This is a genomic window from Streptomyces sp. NPDC002845 (genome assembly GCF_053591955.1).
Map to the genome: position 1 here is coordinate 1 of NZ_JBSFUU010000147.1, position 11089 is coordinate 11089.

Sequence of the window (11089 nt, forward strand, 5' to 3'; positions counted from 1 at the left end):
CAGAGCTGATCGACGGCTGCCTCACCGAGACCGGATTACTCATGGGCGCCGGATGATCTACCGGCCCGCCACTGCGAGTTCAACCTCAGTAGTCGGGAGGGGCGATGTCAAGGAAGGGATCCAGTGTGATCGCCCCGCGATGACGTGCCGCGTCGATGACGAGTTTCAGGACAAGGTATGCGTTCTTCTGGCTGGCCAAGCCAACCTTGTTCAGCTCCATTCCGTTGAGCCAGTCCTCGATCACTCCGGGTGTGAATGTGCCGACGCGGCGACTCCCGACGCGCGGGTTGATCTGAGTCTTGAGGCCGCGCTCGTACTGTTCGATGGTGTTGGACTCCAGGCCACGCTTCCGATTCGAGATGTACCGAGCCGCGAAGTCCTCGAACCGCATCTCGGCTATCTCCTGGGCTTCTGTGTTCCCAGTTTTGAGCGGCCCCTTCTTTGCCTGGTAGATCTCGGTGAGCCGAGTCGTCGCCTTGTCCTGAGTGGCGTAGCCGCCCTCTTCGCGCTGCCGACCTGTGGCATCCCGGTACCTGATCTTGTAGGGGTGAGGGCACTTGGACCAGCGGCTCGGGGGGTGTTCGCATTCCTTGAAGAAGGTGCCCATGCCGCGGGTGAGGGTCTTGGTGGCCACTGCTTGGTTCTCCAGGGTTGGGGTCGATTTGGTTTGAGGAGCTGAGCTGAATCGGGCGGGTGCAGATCGGCAGTCAGGTCTGGTTCGAAGGCGTTCCATTGGCGAAGAAGGCCGTGGTGGACAATGGTCATGGTCCGGAGAATCCCCGATTTCCGTAACCGGGGATCGCGTGCTATGTCCGGTCGCTGGCCTGCGCACAGACCTGTTGCGAGTCGGCTGCTGCCCATGCGAGCTGTCGGCTCGGGTGAGGAAGCTTGGGGCGTAGGAGGTGGTTGTCGAGGAGTGTGTGCCGCCGCAGCGAAAGCGAACTATCGGCAGCTGGATGGACCCGGCGAGAGGTGACATGGCTTCGCTACGTCACGGATAGGCGCCGGTCTTCAAGCGCGATCGGGGTGGCGACGACTCCTGCCATCGGCGCGCGACATGCTGATGCTGACTCTTTGCTGACCCCCTCTCGGCCGGCAGCCTCCTGACCTGCGAGAACCGCTGCACCACAGCATTCATGATGTTCTTCGTCACCGTCATGGCGGGCCTGCTCTACGGCCTCCTCGGTGTGCTGCACCCCGGGCTGCTGGCCCTGCGGCTCGCGGAGACCGAAGTCGGCGCGCTCGGGGCCGCCCTCGCCGTCGCGCTGATCCTGCCGGTCACCACGGACGCGGTCACCAACCGGTGGGTGCGGCGGGCCCTGCGGGCGGTGCACGCCTGCACCGCGACGGCCGCCCGGCGCCTCGCGGGCGACACCGAAGCCGACCCGGCCCCGCACGCCGCGGAGCTGGAGGCACTCCTGGGGCGCGTACGCCTCTCCGTCGCGCCCCTCGTGCACCCGCTCAACCCGATGCGGGCGCGCAAGGCGCGCGCCCGTCGGGTGCTCGCCCTGCTCGACGACTGCGCCCACGAGACACGCGGGCTCGCGGCCGTCGCCGCCGACCCGGACGCCTCCCACGACACCCGTCTCACGGCCGCCTGCCGCCGCGTGGAGACGGCGGTCGAGGCGCTGGTCGGAGCCGTACCGGAGCGTGCCGTGGCGGCGCACGCGGGCGTCCCCGGGCACCACCCCGGCGCGGAGCAGGCCCTCGCGCACCTGCACGGCCTGGAACGCGCCCTCACCGCCCTGGCCGCCCCGCTGCGCTACCCGGATGCTGTTGGCGAATCCAGTGCGGGTGGGGGCTGTCGCGGAAGCGTGAACACTTCGGCCCGAAGTGTTCACGCTTCCGAGTCGGACACCGCCACACATGGTCCACTCGTCGGTCCGCCCACGCCACGGGCCGCGGACTTCGCCAACAGCGTCCTACCCGCCGACCGGGGCCTGACACCGACGGGCGACCTTGCTTGGTCTAGACCTGCTGCTACTGTCGCCCCGGAACATGAGGACAGCGGGAGGGGACGGCAATGGCGTACGACGGCAGGCGGCCACGGCGGGCGTTCATCGGGTCGTTCACGGAGGCGGGCGGCCCCGGTGTCCTGACCGCCGCCGTGGACGAGGAGAGCGGCGCGCTGACCGTCCTGGGCGGCGCGGACGAGGTCCCCGATCCCTCGTACCTCGCCCTCTCGCCCGACGGGGACATGCTCTACGCGGTCAGCGAGCGGGCCGAGGGCGCGGTGGCCGCGTACCGCGTCACCGGCGACAAGCCCGAGCTCACCGGCCCGCCGGTCCCGGTCGGCGGCGGCCCCACGCACCTGTGCCTGCACGCCGGCCACGTCCTGACCGCCGACTACGGCTCCGGCGGCGTCACCGCCGTGCCCGTACGCCCCGACAGCACCCTCGCGGACACCGCGTCCGGGGCGCTCCGGCACAGCGGCTCGGGGCCGGACGGGGGGCGCCAACTGGGGCCGCACGCCCACCAGGTGCTGCCCGACCCGAGCGGCCGGTGGGCCGTGAGCGTCGACCTCGGCACGGACTCGGTGCGGGTCTGCGCACTGGACGCCGGGGTGCCCGTACTGCGCCGTGAGGCAGCGCTCCGGCCCGGCTCCGGACCGCGCCACCTCGTCTTCCATCCGAACGGCTCGTACGCCTACGTGGTGCACGAACTCGCGCCGGTCGTCACCGTCTGCCACTGGGACGCGGACAGAGGCCTGCTGAAGCCGCTCGGCGAGACACCGGTCCTGCCGGGCACCCCGGACGGCGACGCGTACCCCTCCGGCGTCGCCGTGTCGACCGACGGCCGCTTCGTGTGGACCGCGACGCGCGGGCAGGACGTCCTGTCGGTGCTCGCGGTCGAGAAGGGCGGCGCGGGGCTGCGGCCGGCCGGGACGGTGCCGTGCGCAGGGCACTGGCCGCGTGCGCTGGCCGCCTCGGACGGGTTCCTGTACGTCGCCAACGAGCGGTCCGGGGACGTGACGTGGTTCGCGGTCGACCCGGAGACGGGGATGCCGCGCAAAGTTGGCTCGATCGAGGTGCCCGCGGCGTCCTGCGTGGTCATCGGCTGATACGGCGCCCGCATCGCCCTTGTTACGCCGAAGGGCCCGCTCCAGCGTGTGGAGGGGGCCCTTCGGCATGTCTCTACGAGCGCGGCGGCCTGCCTCAGCGCACCGGCATGCCCTGCGGCTGCTGCGGGGCGATGCCCAGCGCCGTCGTGTACTTGGAGAGCGCCAGCTTGCCGATCGCCGGGTACGCGCCGAGGGCCTCGGCGGCGGGGCAGCCGGCCTCCTTCGCCGCCGCGTCGAGCAGCCCCGGGTCGAGCTCCGGGCCGATCAGGTACGGCGCGAGCGCGAGCTGCTGCGAACCCGAGGAGCGCAGCTGCTCGGCCGTGGCCGCGATCGAGCCCTCCTGGTCCAGGGCCGCCGCCATCACCGGCACGGCGAGGCGCGCGGCGAGGAGCATGCCCGTGATCCCGGCCGCCTGCACGGCCTCGTCGCCGCCCACGGAGGCGAGGATGATGCCGTCCGCGGCGGTCGCCACGGTGAAGAGGCGGGCGCGGTCGGCGCGGGCCAGACCGGCCTCGGACAGGCGCACGTGCAGCGCCTCGGCGAGCAGCGGGTGCGGGCCGAGGGCATCGGTCAGGTCGGCCGCGACACGGCTCTCCATGACGGCCTGGCGGATCTGGCGCAGCAGCGAGCTGTCCGGACCGGCCAGCAGGGGAACCACCACGGCGACGGGACCGTCGGGCTCCTTGACGCCCACACCGGCGGCGCGGGCCTGCTCGTAGCGGGCGGTGCGCTCCTCGGCGGTGCGCGCGAGCACGGACTGGAGCGTGGGGAACTCGTCGTCGTCCCCGTCGAGGTACCCGATGCGCGCGTCGAGACCGGGCAGCTCGGAGCGTGCGATGCTCACGACCTCCTCGGCGAGGCTGCGCGTGGGGGCGCTGGGCGTGCCGGGCACCGCGAGGACGAGGGCGGGCGCGCCTTCGGGAGCCGCCAGCGGCTCGGGGCGGCGGTGCCGCCCCGGCTGACGGGGTCGCGGCATTCGTACAGGCAGGCCGGATGCGGGCCCAGTGGGGGAGCTCATGGCGCCGCATGCTACTGGCTTCTTGGGCTCCCCTGTTCGGGGAGGGTGCAGGTGAGCGGTATCCGTCCGGATTTGTCTGATGAGTGACGCGTGGAACAGCGGGAAACGCCATGGCCCCGCTCTGACATGCGGCGCCTTCAGCGGTGCATTTCGCCGTCTGCCCGACAGGGTGGATTGATTCCCTTTTGGGGTGCCACTTTTCAGCCATCACGCACCGCATCCGTCCGTCCCGCGGCAACGCGCTGCTTTGTGAGGGCCCGCACACGTACCAGTAGAGTGACGCGCCATGGCACCACGACCCTTGCATGAACTTGTCGAAGTGGGCTGGGCGAAGGCTCTCGAACCTGTGGCCGAACGCGTCGCTGTCATGGGGGACTTCCTCCGAGCCGAGATAGCGGCCGGCCGGACCTACCTTCCGGCCGGGGAGAATGTCCTGCGGGCGTTCCAGCAGTCCTTCGACGATGTCCGCGTCCTGATCGTGGGTCAGGATCCCTACCCCACGCCGGGGATGGCCATCGGGTTGAGTTTCGCGGTGGCGCCCGAGGTGCGTTCGTTGCCGGGCAGTCTGGAGAACATCTTCCGGGAGATGCACTCCGACTTGGGGCTGCCCAGGCCGTCGAACGGGGATCTGACGCCGTGGACGGAGCAGGGTGTGCTGCTGCTCAACAGAGCGTTGACGACGGCCCCGCGCAAGCCCGCGGCGCACCGGGGCAAGGGGTGGGAGGAAGTCACGGAGCAGGCGATCCGGGCACTTGCCGCGCGGGGCAAGCCACTGGTGTCGATCCTCTGGGGGCGTGACGCGCGCAATCTGCGGCCGCTGCTCGGGGATCTTCCGGCGATCGAGTCCGCTCATCCTTCCCCGATGTCGGCGGACCGCGGTTTCTTCGGTTCGCGTCCGTTCAGCCGGGCCAACGATCTGCTGCTGCGGCAGGGGGCGCAGCCGGTGGACTGGCGCCTGCCGTAGGACTCCCGCTCGTCCACGTACAGGTGCCGCCGCCCGGTCGGGTCCGACGGCGGCAGGCCGCGCGGTGCGCCGGTCAGCGAGGCGGGCACCACGCACGATCAGGCGCCCTGGTGCCTCAGTGCCGGCTCCGCGTTCCCTCCGTGGTCCGGCGCATCTCGTCCGCCAGCCGCGTCAGGACCGCCGGGAGCGGAGCGTCATCACCGACCTGGTCGAGGCCACGCAGGACGCGGGAGCGTTCGTCCCCCGGTGGCCGACGTGGTCCTGGCACGGGGACTCCTCACCGCCGACGACCTTCAGCGCATACTGCGGCCCGAGGCTCTCGCCCGGAGCGGAATCCAGGCGGCACACACTCGCGTCCGAATGACACCACACGGGTTGTGAGCTGCCCCGCCCGGCGTGGGCGATCGACCCGTATCCGACATCCGCTTTCCGCGTGCCCCGGTGCCCCGGTGTCGGATACGGGTCCTGCCCGACGATTTCACGCAACTCAGTCGACAACCGCCGCCCGTACGCACAGCACATCCGGCAGATGCGAAGCCAGCAGTCTCCAACTGTCGCCGTCGTCGGCCGACGCGTACAGCTCGCCGTTGCGATTGCCGAAGTACACGCCCGCCGGGTCCTCGCCGTCCGTGCACATCGCGTCGCGCAGCACCGTGCCGTAGTGGTCCTCGGTCGGCAGGCCCGCCGAGAGCGGTTCCCAGGTCTTGCCCGCGTCGGCCGTGCGGAAGACACGGCATCGGCGGTCGGCCGGGACACGGTCGGCGTCGGCGTTGATCGGGAAGACGTACGCGGTGTCGCCGCGGTGCGGATGGGCGGCCACGGCGAAGCCGAACGTGGAGGGCAGGCCCTCGCCGATGTCCGTCCAGTGCGCCCCCGCGTCGTCGCTGCGGTACACACCCCAGTGGTTCTGCAGATACAGCCGGTCGGGGGTCACCGAGTCCTGCGCGATCTTGTGCACGCACTGGCCGAACTCGGGGTTCGGATCCGGCAGGAACACCGCGGAGACACCGGAGTTGGAGGGCGCCCAGCTCGCGCCGCCGTCCTTGGTGCGGAACACCCCGGCGGTGGAGACGGCGACGGTCACGGCCTTCGGGTCGCGCCGGTCGGTGAGGACGGTGTGCAGGCCCTCTCCACCGCCACCGGGCATCCACTTGTCGCGCGTGGGGTGCTCCCACAGCGGCCGTACGAGCTCGAAGGTCTCGCCCCGGTCAGTGGAGCGGTACAGAGCGGCCGGCTCCGTGCCCGCGTACACCACGTCCGGCTCGGCCGCCGCCGGGTGCAGCTGCCACACGCGCTCCAGCGAGGCCCCGGTGTCCTGGGGGAACTTGACGGCCGGCTGGGGCGGCTCGGTCCACGTACGGCCCAGGTCGTCGGAGTGGAAGACGGACGGGCCCCAGTGCGCGCTGTCGCCGCCGACCAGCAGCCGGGGCGTGTCCGTACGGGTGTCGATGGCGACCGAGTACACGGCCTGTGCGTTGAAGTAAGGACTCTCGTCGAACTCCCAGGCGCCGCCGCGCCTCCGTCCGATGAAGAGACCCTTGCGTGTGCCTACGGTGAGCAGAATGCCGGCCATGCCGACCACCTCCGGGACGTCGATGTCTCAGACACGGGCCAGTCTGCACCCCACCACTGACAGTCACCCCTGGAGACGGCGTTGCCGCAGGTCGAAGCGGGTGTGTTGGGGGCATGACGGTGTCCCTCCGACATCGGAGCGTCGGTTTCCGGACCGCCGTCGTTCCAGTGCCGAGAGGTGGATTCCCGCCGGCGGACCGACGTGACGTACTCGTCATGAGCACCGGGCAGACCGCTGCCGTATGGGAGGACGGTCGGGAAGACGGTCCGGCCCGTCCGTACGTCCGTGAGGAGGGTGCCCGCGATGGCGGCGTTCCGTGGTCCGAAGGTGTGGCTGTGGCGATGGCGGCGCAATCCGCTGCGGCGCCGCAGCGACCGGCTGGAGGCGTGGGTCGTGCTCGCGACCTGGACCCTCACCCTGCTCGGCGGCCTGGTGACCGGCCTGCTGGTGTCGCGGTCCGTCGAGGGCGACCTCGACCGGCAGCGCGCCGAGTGGCGCCCCACCGGGGCGGTGCTCGCCGAGGACGCCCCGGAACCGTCCACCGTGCGCGGCTCCGGAGCCGCGCGGGTGTGGGCGCAGGCCCGCTGGACCGCGGCGGACGGCTCGACCCGCACCGGTCAGGTCCAGGTCGTCCCCGCCAGCACGGCGGGCACCCAGGTCTCCGTCTGGACCGACCCCGACGGCCGCCTGGTCACCGAGCCGGCCTCGGAGTCCCAGGCCCGCTTACGGAGCTCGTTGAGCGGCGTCCTGGTGGGCGTCAGCGCGGCGGGTGTGCCCTTCCTGTGCGGTCGGCTCGTGTGCGGCCGTCTGGAACAGCGCCGGGTGGACCAGTGGGACGAGGAGTGGGAGCGGATCGGACCGCTGTGGGGCCGCAAGACCTGGTGACGGCTGACGGCTCCTCGTCCGGCGCACGGCAACGGCCGGCGGCCGGACGGGGACTTGTGGGGCAGTCCCGTACGGCCGCCGGACGCGGACTCAGCGGTAGGTGATGTCCGAGCTGGAGTACAGGCAGTTGGAGCTGTCGGGGCCCGTACCGACCGCGGTGTTGTTGTTGTACTTCTGGCAGGGGACGACCTTCCGGCTGCTGTCGTTGCGGATCGTGATGCCGCGCAGCGTCGCCACATCGTTGCGGTTGACGTTGATACCGACGATCCGTGCGGTGGAACCCGTGCCGGTCACCTCGATGCCGCTGAGGTTGACCCTCCGTGTGTACTGCGTGGAGCAGTCGCCGCAGGAGCGGTACAGGGTCTTGAACTCCTGGACGGCGAAGTTGGAGATGTTGACCGTGCCGCCGCCGTTGTGCTGGAAGACCTTGTCCGCGGCCTTCTTGGCGCCGCCGCCGACCACGCGGTACGTGGCGCCGGAGCCGCCGCGGAACGTGGCGGCGTCCTCGCCGACGTCCTCCCACCACACGTTCTGCAGGGTGCAGCTGCCGTAGCAGTGGATGCCGTCGGCCCCCGGGTAGCCGATGATCACGTTCTTCAGGGTCGCGCCGTCCGCGAGCCGGAAGATCGGGTCCTGGCCTTCCTCCTGGCCGCCGGAGGCCAGGTCGCCGCTGCCGTAGTAGCGGACCATCCCGCCGTCCCGGGTGCCGGACACCTGGATGGTCGAGGTCACCGGCTGGCTGCTGGAGGGGGTCGGCCAGGTGGCGGCGTTCGCCGGAGAGGCGCCGCTAGTCATGATCATGCCAACCGAGAGGCCGAGTGCGGAGAGTCCGCCGGTCAGCGCGCGCCCGGCGCCCCGGTGTCGGTGTGGTGTCCGTCGTTGTGCCTGTGAAGTCATGTCCCGATGCCTTCTTCTGTGGGGGTCAGAGTTTCCCGGCGCCCGCACCGGACGTCACCGAGGCGACGACGGAGGAGGCGGGCTCGGCGGTGTAGCCGTAGGGCGGGCTGGTGAAGGAGCCCGTACGCGAGATCTCGGTCGCGGCTCCGCCGAGATCGTCGTTGCAGAAGTGCCCGGTGCCGAATCCGATGGGCGAGGTCTCGGTGGCCGCCGCCGGCGCCGGCCTTTGCGTTTGTGCGCGTGGGGGCTTTGTGCACGTGGGGGGTGACTACGCATGCGGGTGCGTCCCTTTCAGGAAGACCTGTGAGCCATGTACGTGAACGATGTACGCGATGCTGATCGCCGTGCGCGAGCAAGGTGGCCGCCTCGGAGGCTCCTTACGTCCCAGAGAGTGCACTTCCCCAGGTCATACCGGCTCCGGAGTCCATTTGCCCCGCTTGCGAGATGAAGCGGGCGGGTCACTCTGCTGAACGGAACGTAGAGGGTAAGCGCTTTCTGGTCAACGGTTTGCGCAGAACGCTTTCGGTCGGCTCCGGGGTCCGTGTCCACCGAATGTTTTCGTTGATGTGGGAGCGCTTCCATGGGGGCCATGTGCATGCCACCATTCCCTCGGTCCCCTCAGCGGCGGGTGGCGAACGGCGCCCGTTACGACGGCCGCCCGCACGGCGTGGAGACCGCTTCCTCCGTACCTGTTCCACCGGGCGATGCCGCACGAGCCGTGATCAGGAAGGGGCAAGGACGTGTCCACCACTGTCGGCAACACCGCGAGGAGACCGCTTCGTTCGGCGCTCCTCGCGTTACTCGGAGGGCTGCTGCCGTTGCTCGCGGCGACGCTCCTCACCGCACCTCAGGCGTCCGCCGCGCCCCGCACCGCGGCCGCGGTCCCCACCGCGACGCTCACCGAGGTGACGAACTTCGGCACCAACCCCAGCAACCTCCAGATGTACCTGTACGTTCCGGACAGCGTCACCACACGCCCGGCGGTACTGGTGGCCGTTCACTACTGCACAGGATCTGGCCCGGCGTTCTACTCCAACACCGAGTACGCCTCGCTGGCCGACCGCTACGGGTTCATCGTCGTCTACCCGTCCGTCACCCGCAGCAGCAAATGCTTCGACGTCTCCTCGCCCCAGGCACTGACCCGCGGCGGCGGCAGCGACCCGGTGGGCATCAAGTCCATGGTCGACTGGGTCACCCGCACCTATGACGCCGACACCGGCCGGGTGTTCGCCACGGGCGTCTCCTCCGGCGCGATGATGACCAACGTCCTGCTGGGCGACTACCCCGATGTCTTTGCCGCCGGCTCCGCCTTCGCGGGCGTGCCGTTCGCCTGCTTCGCCACCACCAACGGCTCCGAGTGGAACAGCGACTGTGCCAACGGAAACATCATCCGCACCCCGCAGGCCTGGGGCGACCTGGTCCGTGGCGCCTACCCCGGCTACACCGGACCCCGGCCGCGTATGCAGCTCTGGCACGGCACCGAGGACGACGTCCTGCGTTACCCCAACTTCGGGGAGGAGATCAAGCAGTGGACGAACGTGCGGAGTCTCAGCCAGACGCCCGCCCACACCGACTCGCCCGCCTCCGGCTGGACCCGCACCCGCTACGGCGCCACCGGTGACCAGGCCCCCGTCGAGGCCATCAGCCTCCAGGGCGTCGGCCACAACCTGATGACCAGCGGCATGGCGGCCCGCGTGATCACCTTCTTCGGCCTCGACAGCACGGGCCCGGCACCCCAGCCTCCGGCGGGTCCCTGCAAGGTGACGGCCACGACCAACGCCTGGGACACCGGGCTGACCGCCTCCGTGACCATCACCAACACCGGTACGACCCCCGTCAACGGCTGGCAGCTGGGCTTCACCCTGCCCTCCGGCCAGACCATCACCAACGGCTGGGGCGCCACCTACAGCCCGGCGAGCGGAGCTGTGACCGCCGCCAACGCCTCGTACAACGGGACGATCGCACCGGGCGCGAGCGTCGGCATCGGATACCAGGCGACCCATGGCGGCAACAGCGCGGCGCCCGGGGGCTTCAGCCTCAACGGGACGGCCTGTACCGCCTGAGCGCTCCGCTGGAAGTCCGGTGCTTCATCCGCGGGTCCGTCGTGACTGGTCGCGCCCTGCGGCGGAGCCGCATATGTACACAGTCCCGCGCCCCTTCGGGGCGCTGCTGAACTGCACCGGGCTTCGCCTGACCCGCTTGGTTGACGGTCCGTCGTCACCTGCGGGGGCCAGTGTTGGGCGCGCGGGACGGCGGACTTACCGCTACGGCTCCCGCTCCCGCTCCCGCTCCGGGGCCGGCTCCGGGGCCGGGTGGCCGGACACCTGGGGGACCGAGGGTCGGATGACCAGAGCACCGGATGGCTGGATGCGCGCTCGGGCCTCCGGCCCCGGCTCCCAGCCCTCGGCCCGCCGGTTCTCGGCCCCAGCCTCCGGCGCCAGGTCCCAGCCCCAGCTCCAGCCCCAGCCCCAGCCCCAGCCTCCGGCCCTGGGCACCGGGCCTCCGGTCCCGGCTCCCGACCGCAGCCCTCGCCCCCGGCTCCCCGGCCCCGACCCACGTTCCCCGACCCCAGGCCCCGCCCTCGACCCCAAAAGGACAAGGCCGTGAAGTTACGGGCTGATCGTCGGCGTCAAGATGTTGATGCTGAGGGTGGCTTTGTAGGTGCGTCGGTCGACCTTGAGGCTTTTGTAT

Annotated in this window: 10 protein-coding genes and 2 pseudogenes; 5 read left to right on the forward strand and 7 right to left on the reverse strand. The window is 70.8% G+C overall.

Translation table 11 applies throughout. The features are described from left to right. Positions 1–85: 85 nt before the first annotated feature. Positions 86–634: a tyrosine-type recombinase/integrase gene (locus ACWD3C_RS46600; protein ID WP_451154575.1), complete on the reverse strand. Its 549-nt coding sequence runs from the start codon at positions 632–634 to the stop codon at positions 86–88. Between the two features lie 496 nt (positions 635–1130). On the opposite strand from ACWD3C_RS46600, the pseudogene ACWD3C_RS46605 reads away from it, so the two are divergent. Both ACWD3C_RS46605 and ACWD3C_RS46610 read left to right on the forward strand, forming a co-directional pair. Beyond that, positions 1131–1763: pseudogene (locus ACWD3C_RS46605) on the forward strand (FUSC family protein); the annotation flags it as partial. A 260-nt stretch (positions 1764–2023) separates the two neighbouring features. Next, positions 2024–3061: a lactonase family protein gene (locus ACWD3C_RS46610; RefSeq protein ID WP_451154577.1), complete on the forward strand. Its 1038-nt coding sequence runs from the start codon at positions 2024–2026 to the stop codon at positions 3059–3061. 94 nt (positions 3062–3155) lie between these two features. Here the strand turns inward: ACWD3C_RS46610 and ACWD3C_RS46615 are convergent, their stop codons facing one another. Beyond that, complete coding sequence (locus ACWD3C_RS46615) at positions 3156–4079, reverse strand: sirohydrochlorin chelatase (RefSeq protein ID WP_451154579.1); 924 nt, start codon at positions 4077–4079, stop codon at positions 3156–3158. Positions 4080–4365: 286 nt separating this feature from the next. Here ACWD3C_RS46615 and ACWD3C_RS46620 point away from each other — a divergent pair, with 286 nt between their 5' ends. Further along, the gene (locus tag ACWD3C_RS46620) at positions 4366–5043 is read left to right on the forward strand and encodes a uracil-DNA glycosylase (protein WP_451154581.1); all 678 of its coding nucleotides are present in this window, start codon (positions 4366–4368) and stop codon (positions 5041–5043) included. A 115-nt stretch (positions 5044–5158) separates the two neighbouring features. On the opposite strand, the gene ACWD3C_RS46625 is transcribed toward ACWD3C_RS46620, so the two are convergent. Continuing rightward, entirely contained in the window at positions 5159–5311 is a 153-nt protein-coding gene (locus tag ACWD3C_RS46625; protein ID WP_451154583.1) for a hypothetical protein, read from the reverse strand. Positions 5312–5530: 219 nt separating this feature from the next. Continuing rightward, the gene (locus ACWD3C_RS46630; RefSeq protein WP_451154585.1) at positions 5531–6616 is read right to left on the reverse strand and encodes a WD40/YVTN/BNR-like repeat-containing protein; all 1086 of its coding nucleotides are present in this window, start codon (positions 6614–6616) and stop codon (positions 5531–5533) included. 303 nt (positions 6617–6919) lie between these two features. Here ACWD3C_RS46630 and ACWD3C_RS46635 point away from each other — a divergent pair, with 303 nt between their 5' ends. Then, complete coding sequence (locus ACWD3C_RS46635; RefSeq protein WP_451154587.1) at positions 6920–7501, forward strand: Rv1733c family protein; 582 nt, start codon at positions 6920–6922, stop codon at positions 7499–7501. Between the two features lie 90 nt (positions 7502–7591). Here the strand turns inward: ACWD3C_RS46635 and ACWD3C_RS46640 are convergent, their stop codons facing one another. Together ACWD3C_RS46640 and ACWD3C_RS46645 are read right to left on the reverse strand one after the other, a co-directional pair. Next, positions 7592–8398 (reverse strand): pectate lyase, encoded by an 807-nt coding sequence (locus ACWD3C_RS46640; protein WP_451154589.1) that lies wholly within the window; start codon positions 8396–8398, stop codon positions 7592–7594. A gap of 25 nt (positions 8399–8423) precedes the next feature. After that, a pseudogene (locus ACWD3C_RS46645) lies at positions 8424–8558 on the reverse strand (pectate lyase); the annotation flags it as partial. Positions 8559–9138: 580 nt separating this feature from the next. On the opposite strand from ACWD3C_RS46645, the gene ACWD3C_RS46650 reads away from it, so the two are divergent. After that, the gene (locus tag ACWD3C_RS46650; protein ID WP_451154591.1) at positions 9139–10461 is read left to right on the forward strand and encodes an extracellular catalytic domain type 1 short-chain-length polyhydroxyalkanoate depolymerase; all 1323 of its coding nucleotides are present in this window, start codon (positions 9139–9141) and stop codon (positions 10459–10461) included. A gap of 201 nt (positions 10462–10662) precedes the next feature. On the opposite strand, the gene ACWD3C_RS46655 is transcribed toward ACWD3C_RS46650, so the two are convergent. Beyond that, positions 10663–10893 (reverse strand): hypothetical protein, encoded by a 231-nt coding sequence (locus ACWD3C_RS46655; RefSeq protein ID WP_451154593.1) that lies wholly within the window; start codon positions 10891–10893, stop codon positions 10663–10665. Positions 10894–11089 lie beyond the last annotated feature (196 nt).